This is a genomic window from Gordonia paraffinivorans NBRC 108238 (assembly GCF_000344155.1).
Lineage (GTDB): Bacteria > Actinomycetota > Actinomycetes > Mycobacteriales > Mycobacteriaceae > Gordonia > Gordonia paraffinivorans.
Window position 1 is genome coordinate 71,454 of the sequence record NZ_BAOQ01000019.1, and the last position, 14,084, is coordinate 85,537.

At 68.6% G+C, this 14,084-nt stretch carries 15 protein-coding genes and 1 tRNA gene; 9 read left to right on the top strand and 7 right to left on the bottom strand.

Annotated elements, in window-relative coordinates:
- The first annotated feature begins 177 nt into the window (after nt 1-177).
- Entirely contained in the window at nt 178-933 is a 756-nt protein-coding gene (gene fabG, locus GP2_RS10475; RefSeq protein ID WP_006900481.1) for a 3-oxoacyl-ACP reductase FabG, read from the top strand.
- Between the two features lie 124 nt (nt 934-1,057).
- Nucleotides 1,058-1,132: transfer RNA gene (locus tag GP2_RS10480), tRNA-Gln, on the top strand.
- Between the two features lie 117 nt (nt 1,133-1,249).
- Here the strand turns inward: GP2_RS10480 and GP2_RS10485 are convergent.
- The gene (locus GP2_RS10485; RefSeq protein ID WP_083900230.1) at nt 1,250-1,648 is read right to left on the bottom strand and encodes an ankyrin repeat domain-containing protein; all 399 of its coding nucleotides are present in this window, start codon (nt 1,646-1,648) and stop codon (nt 1,250-1,252) included.
- Between the two features lie 602 nt (nt 1,649-2,250).
- Between GP2_RS10485 and GP2_RS10490 the strand changes: the two genes are divergently transcribed.
- The gene (locus tag GP2_RS10490; protein WP_006900483.1) at nt 2,251-2,925 is read left to right on the top strand and encodes a hypothetical protein; all 675 of its coding nucleotides are present in this window, start codon (nt 2,251-2,253) and stop codon (nt 2,923-2,925) included.
- A gap of 204 nt (nt 2,926-3,129) precedes the next feature.
- On the opposite strand, the gene GP2_RS10495 is transcribed toward GP2_RS10490, so the two are convergent.
- Genes GP2_RS10495 through GP2_RS10510 form a run of 4 tightly spaced genes read right to left on the bottom strand, consistent with a single transcriptional unit; the run spans nt 3,130 to nt 6,900 of the window.
- Complete coding sequence (locus GP2_RS10495) at nt 3,130-4,113, bottom strand: glycine betaine ABC transporter substrate-binding protein (RefSeq protein ID WP_040526755.1); 984 nt, start codon at nt 4,111-4,113, stop codon at nt 3,130-3,132.
- The gene (locus GP2_RS10500; RefSeq protein WP_006900485.1) at nt 4,110-4,913 is read right to left on the bottom strand and encodes an ABC transporter permease; all 804 of its coding nucleotides are present in this window, start codon (nt 4,911-4,913) and stop codon (nt 4,110-4,112) included. Before GP2_RS10500 ends, GP2_RS10495 begins: the two co-directional genes overlap by 4 nt.
- A complete protein-coding gene (locus GP2_RS10505) occupies nt 4,910-6,217 on the bottom strand; it encodes an ABC transporter ATP-binding protein (RefSeq protein ID WP_006900486.1) in 1,308 nt (435 codons plus the stop codon). The genes GP2_RS10500 and GP2_RS10505 overlap by 4 nt, the downstream gene beginning before the upstream one ends.
- Complete coding sequence (locus GP2_RS10510) at nt 6,214-6,900, bottom strand: ABC transporter permease (RefSeq protein ID WP_006900487.1); 687 nt, start codon at nt 6,898-6,900, stop codon at nt 6,214-6,216. Before GP2_RS10510 ends, GP2_RS10505 begins: the two co-directional genes overlap by 4 nt.
- 145 nt (nt 6,901-7,045) lie before the next feature.
- On the opposite strand from GP2_RS10510, the gene GP2_RS10515 reads away from it, so the two are divergent.
- Complete coding sequence (locus GP2_RS10515; protein WP_006900488.1) at nt 7,046-7,705, top strand: vitamin K epoxide reductase family protein; 660 nt, start codon at nt 7,046-7,048, stop codon at nt 7,703-7,705.
- 65 nt (nt 7,706-7,770) lie between these two features.
- Nucleotides 7,771-8,478, top strand: a complete 708-nt coding sequence (locus GP2_RS10520; protein WP_006900489.1) for a TetR/AcrR family transcriptional regulator — start codon at nt 7,771-7,773, stop codon at nt 8,476-8,478.
- Between the two features lie 40 nt (nt 8,479-8,518).
- Here GP2_RS10520 and GP2_RS10525 read toward each other — a convergent pair whose 3' ends face one another.
- Entirely contained in the window at nt 8,519-9,307 is a 789-nt protein-coding gene (locus GP2_RS10525; protein ID WP_006900490.1) for a dioxygenase family protein, read from the bottom strand.
- 157 nt (nt 9,308-9,464) lie between these two features.
- Here GP2_RS10525 and GP2_RS10530 point away from each other — a divergent pair, with 157 nt between their 5' ends.
- Complete coding sequence (locus GP2_RS10530) at nt 9,465-11,048, top strand: cation:proton antiporter domain-containing protein (protein WP_006900491.1); 1,584 nt, start codon at nt 9,465-9,467, stop codon at nt 11,046-11,048.
- 7 nt (nt 11,049-11,055) lie between these two features.
- On the opposite strand, the gene GP2_RS10535 is transcribed toward GP2_RS10530, so the two are convergent.
- Nucleotides 11,056-11,598, bottom strand: coding sequence for a GNAT family N-acetyltransferase (locus GP2_RS10535; RefSeq protein ID WP_006900492.1), 543 nt, complete (start codon nt 11,596-11,598; stop codon nt 11,056-11,058).
- A 75-nt stretch (nt 11,599-11,673) separates the two neighbouring features.
- Here GP2_RS10535 and GP2_RS10540 point away from each other — a divergent pair, with 75 nt between their 5' ends.
- From GP2_RS10540 to GP2_RS10550, 3 genes are all read left to right on the top strand, one after another.
- Nucleotides 11,674-12,216, top strand: a complete 543-nt coding sequence (locus tag GP2_RS10540) for a hypothetical protein (protein ID WP_006900493.1) — start codon at nt 11,674-11,676, stop codon at nt 12,214-12,216.
- Between the two features lie 80 nt (nt 12,217-12,296).
- Entirely contained in the window at nt 12,297-12,830 is a 534-nt protein-coding gene (locus tag GP2_RS10545) for a copper chaperone PCu(A)C (protein ID WP_006900494.1), read from the top strand.
- Nucleotides 12,820-14,076 (top strand): Dyp-type peroxidase, encoded by a 1,257-nt coding sequence (locus GP2_RS10550; protein WP_006900495.1) that lies wholly within the window; start codon nt 12,820-12,822, stop codon nt 14,074-14,076. Before GP2_RS10545 ends, GP2_RS10550 begins: the two co-directional genes overlap by 11 nt.
- The last annotated feature ends 8 nt before the right edge of the window (nt 14,077-14,084 follow it).

The following is a 14,084-nucleotide window of genomic DNA, read 5'->3' on the forward strand; positions in this document are numbered from 1 at the left end:
GCCCGCGGGTTGCACTTTTCATCCCCTGTTGTTCGACGGTCGCAGCTGATAGAACACAAGAGATCTGCTTCCCCGAGCGTTCGATCGGTGAGTCGTGCCGTTCGACCGCGGGCGGGGAGGCGGGCCGCACGTGTGCCGGGGTGTCTCCCGGTGCCCATCGACCAACGGAGGTATGCAATGAGCACGCAGAAGACCGCCATCGTCACCGGCGCCGCCCGGGGTATCGGCGCGGCGATCGCCAAGCGCCTGTCCGACGACGGTCTGGCCGTGGCCGTCCTGGACCTCGACGCCGACGCCTGCGCCGACACCGTGAAGGCGATCACCGACAAGGGCGGCAAGGCCATCGCCGTGGGCGCCAACGTCGCCGACGCCGACTCGGTCAACGCCGCGGTGGAGAAGGTGGCCGCCGAGCTGGGTGCTCCGACCGTCGTGGTGAACAACGCCGGCATCACCCGCGACAACCTGCTCTTCAAGATGACCGTCGAGGACTGGGACGTCGTCATGGCCGTCCACCTGCGCGGTGCCTTCAACGTCACCAAGGCCGCCCAGAAGTACATGGTCGACGCCAACTGGGGCCGGATCGTCAACCTCTCGTCGACCTCGGCGCTCGGCAACCGCGGCCAGGTCAACTACTCGGCCGCCAAGGCCGGCATGCAGGGCTTCACCAAGACCCTCGCGATCGAGCTCGGCAAGTTCGGCGTCACCGCCAACGCCATCGCCCCCGGCTTCATCGAGACCGAGATGACCGCCGCCACCGCAGAGCGCATCGGCGTGCCGTTCGAGGACTTCAAGAAGGCCGCCGCCGCCCAGATCCCGGTCAACCGCGTCGGCGTCCCCGAGGACATCGCCCATACCGCGTCGTTCCTCATCAGCGAGGGCGCCGGCTTCGTCTCCGGCCAGGTCATCTACGTCGCCGGCGGCCCGAAGGACTGACGACTGCCAGACCTCGTTTCGGCGGTGCGACTTCGATCGACGTCGCACCGCCGAAACGAGGTCGCGCCGGCGAGTGCCCGGGCGAGGCGTTCCTGCGCCTGTGGCACAATCGTCTGCGCGTTGATCCCCCATGGTGTAATCGGCAACACTCCTGATTTTGGTTCAGGCATTCCAGGTTCGAGTCCTGGTGGGGGAGCCAGGCGCGAGTGTCCGTGTAGCACTCCCACGCACTTCACTGAAGGTCTGCGAACCCCGCCATCACCGGGAAGTCCTTGTTGGCTGTCCTTGACATTGAGAGCGGCGGTCGCCGTACATATCAGGTTTGTTCGGTCGGCGCCCGCGCTGCGGAGTACTCGTACAACGTCGTCGGCCACTGGACGTCCGCCCTTCGGCGCGGCAATGCCGAGGGGGTCTCGCCGAGGTCGCTGACAGCGTCGACTACGGCCCCGGCGTTTATCAGCTTCTCTGCAACCTCTACGTGCGTCTGTTGCGCGGCGAAGTGCAGGGGCGTCCACCCGCTCGCCTCGCGTGCATTCACGTCCGCACCATCCGCGGCATCGCCACTCGGCCGGTTCATCCGTCTGTTGTTCGAGTGTCCCACTGCTGCAACGAATCTCGGTGTATCCACCAACGTGTGCCGGTGGGCTCCACGCATCCCGAACCCAGAGACGACCACCTCGCACAGCGCTACAACGACGTGAACGAGACCGGCCATGTGGATGTGGGTCGTACGCGGGGGACGCACGATGCGGATCAGTCTCCGCGACGACGGCTAGGTCGACTGGGCGGCTGTGTGGCGAAGACCTTCGACGACTTCGGTCTCTCGTACCCCGGCGACATCTACCTGCAGGCCCGAAACGAAAGCGTCGCATCCACCGGCTTCGCGATGATCCCCGTGTACGACACCCCGAGCGGCATCGAGAAGCGCGGTGCCGAGCGTGGGGGCGGCGATCCTGATTCGACGCGCTGCACTCCGCCAGGTTGTGGGCGTCGGTGGTCCGGGGTCGTCAGCGCGACCTTGCTGCTCTCGCGACACCGTCCGCGGCACGGGTCGGGCTGCCGAACCCGAGATCGCCGGGCCGTCCTGAGCGGTCGCGGGACGTCGATCTCGAAGCGGACCCGGCGAAGGGCGATTCTGCCCGGCGGTGCCTGTCGGTCGACAGTCCCACTATGCCAACACATCTCGGCGGCATCGCGAGGGCATCGGAGAAGGGGGCTTGTCCGACGAATGTCGAGCAAACCGGGATGTCCGAGATTATCCTGCACTCTCGAAAGAGTCGCGAGACCTGCCTGCGTTGCCGATTCGGGGAGGACGACATGATCAGAATCGCCAAGCGTGCGCTCGTGGCGGCAGTCGCCGCCGTCATCCCGCTGGTGGCGTTCGCCCCGCCGGCAACTGCCGACGAGGTGACCTGGAAGGGGGTCACCTGGAACGGCTCGGTGAGACTCGAGGGCGGCAATCTCGTGGTCGACTCCGGAACGGCCCATTATGAGCCGCCGGTGGCGTCGCGTCGTCTCGGTACTGCGTTCCAGGCGACCTACATCGACCACGGATCAGGCCATCCGAAGCCCAGCGTCTACGTCGTCGAGAAAGAAACAACGGAGACTCCCTTCGCGGTCGCGTGGTTCGGTGTGGCGACCAATCCGCGTCCGGTGGACGCCACGCATCCCGAACCCTGGGACGACTACATCGCGCAGCGCTACACCGCGACCATCAACGAGATCCCCTATGTGGATGTGGGTCGTAAGCCCGGGATTCACACGATGCGGATCGGTCTGCGCGACGACGGCAAGGTCGATTATTGGCTGGATGGTTGCGTGACGAAGACCTTCGACGACTTCGGTCTCTCGTACCTCGGTGACATCTATCTGGAGGCCCGCCACGGGAGTGTCACGTTCACCGATTTCACGATGATCCCCTCGTACCGCACCCCGACGGAGGCCAAGAACTGCGGCGCCGACAACGCCTGGGGGTCGCTGGGTCTCTCCTGAGACCATCCTCGTGGTCACGAGCGACGGAGGCCGATGGTGCCGGTGGGGGATCGATATCGCCCGCGACCTCGATCCGTGCCGGCGACCCCGGTCGACGTCGCCGCGCCGGGGTGATGTCGCGGGCGACAAGAGTTCGAGTCGGGGGCGCTCGGTCACCGGCCCTTCGCAGCTTGTCGTCTCGCTCCGCGTCCCTCGGCGCCACGTCTAGGCGATGAAGCCCTCTGCCTTCAGCCAGTCGTAGGCGACGTCGGCCGGGTCCTCGCCGTCGATGTCGACGCGGCCGTTGAGCTCCTGCATGAGCTCGTCGGTGAGCTTCTTCGACACCGGCGCCAGCAACTCGGCGATCTCCGGTGACTTCTCGTTGAGACTCGAGCTGATGACCGCGCAGCCGCTGTAGGGCAGGAAGAACTTGCGGTCGTCCTCCAGCACCACCAGGTCGAGGTTCTTGATGCGGCCGTCGGTGGAGTAGACCATGCCGAAGTTGCACGGTGCGCTGCGGGCGGTGGAGGTGTAGACGACGCCCGAATCCATGGTCGTCACATTGCCTTTCGGCACGCCGTCGGGGCTGCCGAGGGGGATGCCGTAGGCCTCGAGCATCGGCACCATGCCGTCGGCGCGGCTCAGGAATTCGTCGTTGATGCAGAACGTCCGTTCGGACACGGGCAGTTTCGCGATGTCCGACATCGTCTTCACCCCGAGTCGCTGCGCGGTCGGAGACGACGCGGCGAACGCGTAGGTGTTGTTGAACGACGCGGGCTCGAGCCACTCCACGCCGTTGGCGCGGTCGGCGTCGCGGACGCGTCGCCACAGCTCGTCCGGGTCGGAGATCGTGTCGGTCTCGCCGAGATACGTCTGCCACGCCGTACCCGTGTACTCCCACAGGATGTCGGCGTCGCCGTTGAGTTGCGCCTGACGCGACGACATCGAACCCGGTGCGTTGGTCAGGTCCTCGACCGCTGCTCCCGCCGCGGCGAGGTAGGTCGCGGTGATCTTGCCGAGCAGCACGGACTCGGTGAAGTTCTTCGAGGTGACGCGAACCTTGGTGTCCTCCAACGGAGTCGAGCCGTCGGCCAGGAAGGCCTCCCGGAACGCACCCGACGAGCTGACGAGCCCGCACGCGGCGAGGATCACCGCCAGCAGCGTCGTCAGTGCCACGGTCGCGGTCGATCTCCCGCGCCGCGCGATCATGCGACACCTCGCGGCGTCGCGGCCAGTTCGACGAGGCGTCCGAGCCAGTCGATCGTCATCGCCAGCAGCGCGACGAGGATGGCGCCGGCGACGAGCAGCTTGGGCAGGAACAGGGTGATCCCGGTGGTGATGAGCGTGCCGAGGCTCGGGGCCCCGATGAAGGTGCTCAGCGTCGCGGTGCCGACGAGGATCACGAGCGCGGTGCGCACGCCGTTGAGGATGACCGGGACGGCCAGCGGCAACTCGACCTGGAGAAGCGTTCGGAAACCGGAGAAGCCGATGCCGCGCGCCGCCTCGACCGTGCGCTGGTCGACCTGCCGCAACCCGACGATCGTGTTCTGGAGGATCGGCAGCACCGCGTACACGACGAGGCCGACCACCGCGGTGTTGAACCCGGTGCCGAGCCAGAACGTGAAGAGCACCAGCAGGCCGATGGCCGGTGCGGCTTGCCCGATGTTGGCGATGTTCACCGCGATCGGGTTGAGCCACCGCAGGGACGGGCGCGTGAGCGCGATCCCGAGCGGGATGGCGATACACACCACGATCACCGTCGCGACCAGGGTCAGCCGGATGTGGTCGAGGATCGTCGATCTCAGCGCCGGCCAGGCCATCGACGCGCTCTCGGTCGCCGTGAAATCGGTGTTCTGATACCAGATCACGAAACCGACGCCCACGACGAGGATGACCAGGGGCTCGAACCAGACGTCGATCGGCACCTTGGCGAGTCGGCGCCGGAAGCCGCTGCGGGCAGGTGCCGCCGACGCGGTGGTCTCGCCGGCCCCGGTGGCGAGGGAGGTCATCGCGGCCCCGTCTCGTCGGCCGGCTCGTCGTCGGCTGCGACTACCGGCGTCTCGACCGGCGCCGTGCCCTCGGTGTGCTCGACATATCCGACGGTGTCGTCGTCGCGGACATCGGCGAGCTGGCCGCGGATCTTCTCCATCACCGAGGCGATGGTCAACGCGCCGACCACCGCGCCGTGCCCGTCGGTGACGAGGACGCCGCCCTGACTGGTGGCGAGCATCGAGTCGAGCGCGTCGTTGAGGGTCGACGACTGGGCCACGACGGGCAGTCGCGGGTCGAGGTAGTCCGACACCTCGGGCTTGGTCGAGACCTCGTCGATGGTCGGCCACGACCGCGGGCGGCCGTGCGCGTCGACGACGACCAGCCAGTCCTCGCCGGCGGCCTTCGTGCGTGCGATGACCGAGCCGGACGCCTCGCCGACGCGCGCGGTGACCACCGGCTTGATCTCGACGTCGCGGACCCGGGTCAGCGTCAGATGCGCCAGCGTCGCCCCGGAACCGACGAACTCCTCGACGAACGGCGTGGCCGGGTTGGCGAGGATCTCCTCCGGCGGCGCGTACTGCTCGACGTGTCCGCCCGCGGAGAGGATGAGGACCTTGTCGCCGAGCTTGGTGGCCTCCTCGAAGTCGTGGGTGACGATGACGATCGTCTTGCCGAGCTCCTGCTGGATCGCGATCAGCTTGTCCTGTAGGCGGGCCCGGGTGATCGGGTCGACCGCGCCGAAGGGTTCGTCCATCAGCAGCACCGGCGGGTCGGCGGCCAGCGCGCGGGCGACACCCACACGCTGCTGCTGGCCGCCGGACATGTCCTTGGGTAGCCGGTCGGCGAAGACCGCGGGGTCGAGACCGACCAGGTCGAGTAGGTATTCGGTGCGTTGGTCGATGCGCTTCTTGTCCCACTTGAGCATTCGCGGGACCGCGCCGATGTTCTTGCGCACCGACCAGTGCGGGAACAGTCCGCCGGACTGGATGACGTAGCCGATCGACTGGCGGAGCCTGTCGGGGTTCTCCTCGGTCACGTCCCGGCCGCCGATGTAGATCCGGCCCTCGGTGGGCTCGATCAGCCGGTTGATCATCTTGAGCGTGGTGGTCTTGCCACAGCCGGACGGTCCGACGAAGGCGACGATGTCGCCGGCCTCGATCTCGAGATCGAGCTTCGCGACGGCGGGCTTCGGTTGGCCCCGGTAGCGCTTGACGACTCCGTCGAGCCGGATCGACTCGCCTGTCACGACCCGGTCGGAACGCTGCGAGGATGCCTGGGCGGTCGTCGTTTTCGACGTCGGGGCAGTGGTGGAGTCCGTCATGAGAGTCCCTTGGAGATGGTGAGCCGGCCGAGCAGTACCAGGAGGGCGTCGAAGACGAGCGCGATGATGACGATGAGAATGGTTCCGGTGAGCGCGGATTCGAGTGCGTTGGCGCCGCCGAGGCGGGCGAGGCCGTTGAAGATCAGCGATCCCAGGCCGGGTCCGAGGACGTAGGCGACGATCGCGGCCACACCGACGATCATCTGCGTGGACACGCGGATCCCGGTGAGGATCACCGGCCACGCGATGGGCAGTTCGACGGTGAGCAGGATGCGCCAGCGCGGAAGTCCGATCCCCCGTGCGGATTCGACCACCGCCGGCGGCACCGAGCGCAGGCCGACCACCGCGTTGCCGATGACCGGCAGCATCGCGAAGAACGCGAGCATGAGAAACGACGGGGTGACCCCGAGCCCGAACGGGACGATCAGCAACGCGAGCAGGGCCAGCGACGGAATCGTCAGTGCCACACGACTCGACGTCAGCGTCAGCGCGCTCACCAGCGGAAGCCGGTACACCAGCGCCGCGATCACGATGGCGGCGAGGGTGCCGACGAGCACGGTCTGAAACGACAGCGAGGCATGCTGATACGTCAAGAACGTGAGGGAACGAGCGTTGTTCCCGATGTAGTCCCACAGCTGCACGATCGTTTCCCATCCCCAGGTGGCATATCCGACATTACGCATCGGCGAGTAGGGGAGGGCACATTTCGGCGCGGGCGTGTGTCATTTCGCTCATGCCGGGTCCATCGGTTGCGCGATCCGCGGAGTCGGCACGATTCGGCACCCACCGGCCGCCTGCGACGACCGCGAACGGTGTCATCCTGGATGGGTGAGCGAGACCGTCACCGACCACGAGAACACCGGCCCCGGCGCAGAGCCCGACGATCGGGCGCTGCTCGCCGAAGCGGTCCGGTCCTGGACCCGGATCGTCGCCTGGGTGCTGACCGTCGGCGGCCTGATCGCGTTCATCGCGTCGTTCACGCTCACCGTGGAGAAGATCGAGCTCTTCAAGAACCCCGACTACATTCCGTCGTGCAACTTCAGTCCCGTGCTCAGCTGCGGGTCGGTCATGGCGACGCCGCAGGCAGGGGTGTTCGGGTTCCCCAACCCGCTGCTGGGCATCGCCGGGTTCGCGGTGGTGATCACCACCGGCGTCGCGATCCTCGCCGGCGCACGCCTCGCCGGCTGGTACTGGGCCGGATTGCAGATCGGCGTCACGTTGGCGATGGCGTTCGTGTGCTGGCTGATCTACACCAGCCTCTACACGATCGGCGCGCTCTGCCCCTATTGCATGGTCGTGTGGGCGATGACCCTGCCGATCTTCGTCTTCGTCAGCGTTCGCAACCTCCACGCGAGCGGTCTCACCTCGCGGTCCGGGCTCGCGCTCGCGGTGGCCCGCAGTCATGCCCTCGTCCTCGTCGGCGTCGTCGCGGTCGTCATCGTCCTCATCGCGGTGCGGTTCTGGGACTACTGGTCGAGCCTGTACTGAGCGCGCGCCGCGGGTTCGTGGCGCATTATTCGTGATTCCGGCGCGTCCCGTCCTAGGCTGGGCGAATGACGATCGGACGTCCGACGGAGGGATCGGCCGAGGTACAGCGCGCGCCTCGGGCCCGCATGACCGGCGCCCAGCGGCGGTTGCAGCTGATCGAGGTGGCCCGCGGGCTCTTCGCCGAGCGCGGGTTCGAGGGAACCTCCATCGAGGAGATCGCCCAGCGCGCGGGGGTGTCCAAGCCGATCGTCTACGAGCACTTCGGCGGCAAGGAAGGCCTCTACGCGGTCGTCGTCGACCGCGAGATGGAGACCCTCCTGGAGATGATCACCGCCTCGCTGACCAGGAACCGCTCGCTGTACCGCATCCAGCAGGTGGCCCTCGCGCTGCTGACCTACATGGAGGAGCGCACCGACGGCTTCCGCATCCTCGTTCGCGGCGCATCCACCGCGTCGAGCAACGAGAACGCCACCTACTCGAGTCTGCTCAACGACGCCGTGAGCCAGGTCGAGCACATCCTGGCCGGCGACTTCGAACGGCGCGGCTTCGACCCGGCGCTCGCGCCGCTGTACGCGCAGGCGCTCGTCGGCATGGTGTCGGTGACCGCGCAGTGGTGGCTCGACGTCCGCGAGCCGTCCAAGGAGGTCGTGGCCGCCCACCTGGTCAACCTGTGCTGGAACGGACTGACCAGGCTGGATCCCGACCCGAGGCTCGTCGGCCCGGATTACGTCGACCCGGTGGAGCGGACCACCGCGGACGACGCCGACCGGTAGCCCGAACGGCGCGGTCCGGGCTTGCGCCGCGGGGGCGGGCTCAGCTCAACACCAGGCTCCGCTTGGACAGTCCCATCCAGAACCCGTCGATGACCTGATCGGGGCGTTGTTCGGCGTCGTCGGAGGCGCCGAGTGCGACGAACAGCGGCGCGAAGTGCTCGACCGTGGGATGGGCGAAGGGCATGCCGGGTGCGGTCTCTGGGAACCTGACGAGCGATTCCACGTCCCCGGCCTCGAGTCGTTCCCGCGCCCAGGCGTCGAACTCCGCCGACCAGCCCGGGGGAGTGGCCTCGGGACGCCAGTCCCGCAGGAACGGCAGGCCGTGCGTGGTGAAGCCGGAGCCGATGATCAGCACGCCCTCGTCGCGCAGCGGGCGCAGGCGCCGACCGAGCTCGAGTAGGCGCTCGGGGTCGAGTGTGGGCAGCGAGATCTGCAGCACGGGCACGTCGGCGTCGGGGTACATGACCGTCAGGGGCACGTAGGCGCCGTGGTCGAGGCGGCGCCGCGGATCGTGGGCGATCGGCTCGCCGTCGGGCATCAGGGCCGCCACGCGTCGCGCGAGGTCGGGGGCGCCGGGCGAGGGGTAGAGGACCCGGTAGTACTTCTCGGGGAAGCCGCCGAAGTCGTAGGTGAGCGGCGTCTGCGAGTCGGTGGAGCCGATCGTCAGGGGAGCGGCCTCCCAGTGTGCGGAGACGACGAGGATCGCGGTCGGCCTCGCCAGGGTGCCGGCGAGAGTCTGCAGCTGGCCGACCCAGGTCGGGTCGTCCACCAGGGGCGGAGCCCCGTGGGAGAGGAACAGCGCGGGTTGGCGCGTCGGGATGCTGGTCATGCCCGATTCTAACCGGACTGCGGTCCGTTTTGTTCCGGTCGGGTCTCCGCGCCGGACCGTCGGGCGGGTGTGGCCGAAGCGCCGCGACCTGCGCCCGATACCGTTTCGACAAACGCTGCACGAGCGCGGAGCGGCGGAGAACGGAGGAACTGACCGCGTGGAGACGATCGCCATCTACCTCGTCGTCATCTTCGGATGCGGGTTCCTCGCGCGCCTGATCAAACTGCCCACCCTCGTCGGCTACCTGGCGGCCGGCTTCATCCTGCACGCGCCCGGCATCGAGGAGCTGCCGATCATCGACGCCTTCGCCGAACTGGGCGTGACGATCCTGCTGTTCACCATCGGCCTCAAGCTCGACGTGCGGATGCTGTTCCGGCGCGAGGTGTTCCTCACCACCGCGGTCAACCTGCTGGTGATCCTCGGTCTCACCACCGGATTCCTCGGGCTCCTCGCCGCGATCGGCTTCGGCACGATCGCCGGGGAGGGCTGGAAGACGTTGGCGCTCCTCGGTTTCGCGCTGTCGTTCTCCAGCACGGTGTTCGTGGTGCAGGTCCTCGACGAGCGCTCCGAATCGCATTCGCTCTACGGGCGCATCGCGATCGGCATCCTCGTGCTGCAGGACGTCGTCGCGGTCGGTTACCTGACCGCCATGCGCGGCGAGCCGCCGAGCCTCTGGGCGTTCGCGCTCATCCTGCTGATCCCCGGCGCCTGGATCGTCCAGAAACTCTGGAATCGCCTCGGGCACGGCGAACTCCAGGCGCTGTTCGGCGTCACGATGGCGTTCGTCCCCGGCTACTGGCTGTTCGAGACGGTCGGCATCAAGGGCGACTTCGGGGCGATGATCGTCGGCCTGCTCCTGGCATCCCACCCGCGGGCGGCCGAGTTGTCGCGCACCCTCTTCGGGTTGCGCGAACTGTTGCTGGTCGGATTCTTCGTCTCGATCGGCCTGCACGTCACCCCGACCTTCGAGACCGTCGCGCTCGGCCTGATCCTGGTCGTCCTGCTCCCGATCGAGGCGGCGCTGTTCACCTTCCTGCTGGCGATGTTCGGGTTGCGCAGGCGCACCTCGATCCTCGCCGGTCTCGCCCTGGCGAACTTCTCCGAGTTCGGTCTCATCGTGATCTCCACCGGTGTCGACGCCGACCTCGTCGGCGAGGACTGGCTCGTGGTGATCTCGGTCGCGGTGGCGGCGAGCTTCGTGGTGTCCACTCTCGTCAACCGGCGCGGTTCCCGCTGGGTCGCGCGCCTGTCGGCGTTCGTGCCCACCACGGCCGCCGCCCGCGCCCACCCCGACGACGCGCCGATCGACCTCTCGGAGGCACGCGCGATGGTCCTCGGCCTGGGCCGGGTCGGCAGTTCTGCGTACCGGCGCCTGGTCGACGAGTACGGCCTCGAGGTCATCGGGGTGGAGAACGACCCGATCAAGGTCGCCGACCTCCGTGAACGGGGCTTCGACGTCATCGAGGCCGACGCCACCGAGACCGACTTCTGGGAACGCTGCGTCGGTGTCGACGGGCTGGAGCTGCTGGTGCTCGCGATGCCCTTCCACGGCTCCAATCTGATCGCGCTCGACCGGCTCGAGCGGCGACAGTTCGACGGGTCGGTCGCCGTCGTCGCGCAGTACGACGACGAGCGCGAGGAACTCCTGCGGCGGGGCGCCGATGTGGCGTTCCACATCTACGAGGGCACCGGGGTCGGTTTGGCCGACGCCGCAGCCGAGGTTGCCGGACTCCAGCGGTGAGCCGGCCTCAGCCGTCGGACCAGAGGTCCTTCTGCATGTAGACGCAGTCGATCCACTGCCCGGCCTTCTGTCCGATCGAGCGCAACCTGCCCACCTCGGCGAAACCGAAACGGGAATGCAGTGCGATCGAACCCTCGCCGCCGGTGGCCGCGATGACCGCGACGATCTGCCGGACGTTCTCCCGGTCGGCGCGCCCGAGCATGCCCGACATCAGCGCCGACCCGATGCCGCGTCCGCCGTAGCCGGGTCGGACGTAGATGGAGTCCTCGGTGGACCAGTCGTAGGCGGGCATCGTGCGAAACGTCCCGAGATACGCATAGCCGACCACGTGCTCGCCGCTCTCGGCCGGCAGGGTGGCGACCAGGAAGGGGCGGTCGGCGTCCCGGATCGTGCGGTACTTCACCAGCCAGGCGGTGTGGGAGGGGACCACGTAGTCGAAGGTCGCGGCCGTGTTCTCCACGTAGTGACGGTAGATGTCGGCGACGCCGGCGAGATCGTCCTCGGTCGCGTCGCGCACCGTCACCCGCTCGCCTGTCTGGGCTGCCTGCATGACCCCAGACAATAGCGGCGGGCGCCGGTCACCTCTCTACTACTGCCGGTAGTACCAGGGAGTAGGCTGGAGGCCATGCGTGGGGCGTCCGATCCGGCCGGCCGACTTGTGCGCGTGCACTGGTCGGCCGGCGCCGCCATGGCGTCGGCCTCGCTGAGCATCGGAGCGCATGCGCTCGCCGGCGGGGGGCTGCCGACCACTGCGCAGGTGATGCTCGTCATCGCGGTCAGCGCCGGTGTCGGCCCGGCCTTGGGTGCCGTCGGCCACATCCGCAGCAGGTCCGCCGAGATCGCCTCGGTCGGTTCGGCCCTCGCCGTCGCGCAGGTGCTCGGCCATCTCGCGATGCACTCGGGCGGTCACCACGCGGCGACGCCGTTGGTGCCCGGCCCGACCATGCTCGTCCTCCACGCCGCGGCGCTGCTGACTGCCGCGGTGCTGCTCGTCGGCGGCCAGGAATGCGCCCGCCGCATCGGATCGCGCATCCTCGCCTCGGCGTCGCGTCGATCGCTGCCGGTCCTCGGCGGCGCACCCGTGGTCGCGGGCGCCGAAATCGTGCTGCGGACCCGGTTCCGCCTCTCGGGTATCGGTACGCGAGGTCCACCGGTCGTCTCGGCCTGACCCCGTATCTCTTCCTTCCTCCCGCCGGCGACGCACCGCGTGTCGGTGGTGACCCACGCATCCGAAAAGGCGAAACGCTCATGCGCACAACTTCATTCATCACCCGTGCCCGCCGTCCGCTGGCCATCCTGGCGGCCTTGGCGCTGCCCCTGGCGGCGACCGCGTGCTCCGACGACACGGAGGCCACGCAGGCCGAGTCGGTGACCATCAGCGACCAATGGATCAAGGCGACCGACAAGGACATGACCGGTGTGTTCGGCAAGCTGACCAACACCTCCGGTGAGGAGGTGACCCTCGTCGGCGGGAAGACCGGCGTCGCCGGACGCGTCGAGGTGCACGAGATGGCGATGAACGCCGACGGCACGATGGCGATGCGGCAGGTGGACGGCGGCCTGAAGATCCCGGCCGGCGACACCGCCGACCTCGAGCCCGGCGGAAACCACATCATGTTGATGGACCTGAAGGGGCCCATCCTGGCCGGCGAGGCCATCACCGTCACGCTGCGCTTCGGCGACGGTTCCCAGAAGGACCTCGTGGCCGATGCCCGGGACTTCCGCGGCGCCAACGAGGAGTACGCGCCGGGCCACGGCTCGGGCGGTTCCAATGACGGATGACGATCGCGATCACCGGGAACGGGGAAAGCGCGGCCGGGGTCCGGCACTCTCGCGACGCAGCCTGATCGCAGGCGTCGCGGGCGCGGCCGGCCTCGGCGTCGGCGCCACCGCGATCGCGCGTTCGGCGGACAGCGCCGGGGCGAGTGTGCACGGCGGCGACGTCATCGAGTTCTACGGCGAGCACCAGGCCGGGGTGACCACCCCGCCCACCGCGCACGTCAATTACATCGGGTTCGATCTCGCGGCGGATTCGGAGCGGCAGGCGCGGGAGGCGCTCGCCGGGATACTCCGCGTCTGGACCGAGGACGCCGCCAGGCTCACGAGGGGTGCTCCGGCACTGGCCGACAGCGAACCGGAACTCGCCCGCGTGCCGGCCCGGCTGACCGTCACGGTGGGCCTCGGACCCGGCTCCTTCACGAGGACCGGACTCGAGGGCCGGCGGCCCCGGTGGCTGCATCCGCTTCCCGCGTATCCCATCGACCGGCTCGACGAGCGGCGCTGGCCGCAGACCGACCTGCTGTTGCAGATCTGCTCCGACGATCCGATCACCGTGGCGCACGCGACCCGTGTGCTGACGTCCAACGTCGCCGGGCGGATCCGTCTGCGCTGGGTGCAGCGCGGGTTCCGCAACGCGCGCGGCAGCCAGGACGAGAAGGTGACGATGCGCAACCTGATGGGGCAGGTCGACGGGACGGTCAACCTCGGTCCCGGCGACTTCGACACGCTCGTCTGGGACGACGGTGGCGAGCAGCCGTGGTTCGCGGGCGGGACGTCGATGGTGCTGCGGCGGATCGCCATGGACCTCGACCGATGGCAGGAGCTCGATCCGGCCAGCCAGGAGCTGACGGTCGGTCGGCGCCTCTCCGACGGGGCGCCGCTGAGCGGGGGAGGCGAACACGACGACCCCGACTTCGACAAGCTCGTCGACGGGCTGCCCGCGATCCCGGCGTCGTCGCACATCGCCCGCGCCCGCCACCGGACGCCGGCCGAGCAGTTCCTGCGTCGCGGCTACAACTACGACGACCCGCCCGAGCCCGGACCCGACGGCGTGCTGCCGATATCGAACAGCGGGCTGCTGTTCGCCGCCTACCAGCGCGACGTCGACACCCAGTTCGCGCCGGTGCAGGCCCGTCTGGCCGAGCACGACGCGCTGAACGAGTGGACGACGCCCATCGGGTCCGGGGTCTACGCGATCCTGCCCGGCGCGCGTCGGGGGCAGGCCCTGGGGCAGAGCCTGCTGGCGTGAACGACCGG

What these genes read in the sequence shown, in the direction of transcription:
- GP2_RS10525 (WP_006900490.1), bottom strand. Translation starts at nt 9,307, where the DNA reads ATGACCAGCATCCCGACGCGCCAACCCGCGCTGTTCCTCTCCCACGGG.
- GP2_RS10490 (WP_006900483.1), top strand. Translation starts at nt 2,251, where the DNA reads ATGATCAGAATCGCCAAGCGTGCGCTCGTGGCGGCAGTCGCCGCCGTC.
- GP2_RS10510 (WP_006900487.1), bottom strand. Translation starts at nt 6,900, where the DNA reads ATGCGTAATGTCGGATATGCCACCTGGGGATGGGAAACGATCGTGCAG.
- GP2_RS10540 (WP_006900493.1), top strand. Translation starts at nt 11,674, where the DNA reads ATGCGTGGGGCGTCCGATCCGGCCGGCCGACTTGTGCGCGTGCACTGG.
- GP2_RS10550 (WP_006900495.1), top strand. Translation starts at nt 12,820, where the DNA reads ATGACGGATGACGATCGCGATCACCGGGAACGGGGAAAGCGCGGCCGG.
- GP2_RS10505 (WP_006900486.1), bottom strand. Translation starts at nt 6,217, where the DNA reads ATGACGGACTCCACCACTGCCCCGACGTCGAAAACGACGACCGCCCAG.
- GP2_RS10495 (WP_040526755.1), bottom strand. Translation starts at nt 4,113, where the DNA reads ATGATCGCGCGGCGCGGGAGATCGACCGCGACCGTGGCACTGACGACG.
- GP2_RS10535 (WP_006900492.1), bottom strand. Translation starts at nt 11,598, where the DNA reads ATGCAGGCAGCCCAGACAGGCGAGCGGGTGACGGTGCGCGACGCGACC.
- GP2_RS10500 (WP_006900485.1), bottom strand. Translation starts at nt 4,913, where the DNA reads ATGACCTCCCTCGCCACCGGGGCCGGCGAGACCACCGCGTCGGCGGCA.
- GP2_RS10520 (WP_006900489.1), top strand. Translation starts at nt 7,771, where the DNA reads ATGACGATCGGACGTCCGACGGAGGGATCGGCCGAGGTACAGCGCGCG.
- GP2_RS10545 (WP_006900494.1), top strand. Translation starts at nt 12,297, where the DNA reads ATGCGCACAACTTCATTCATCACCCGTGCCCGCCGTCCGCTGGCCATC.
- fabG (WP_006900481.1), top strand. Translation starts at nt 178, where the DNA reads ATGAGCACGCAGAAGACCGCCATCGTCACCGGCGCCGCCCGGGGTATC.
- GP2_RS10485 (WP_083900230.1), bottom strand. Translation starts at nt 1,648, where the DNA reads ATGGCCGGTCTCGTTCACGTCGTTGTAGCGCTGTGCGAGGTGGTCGTC.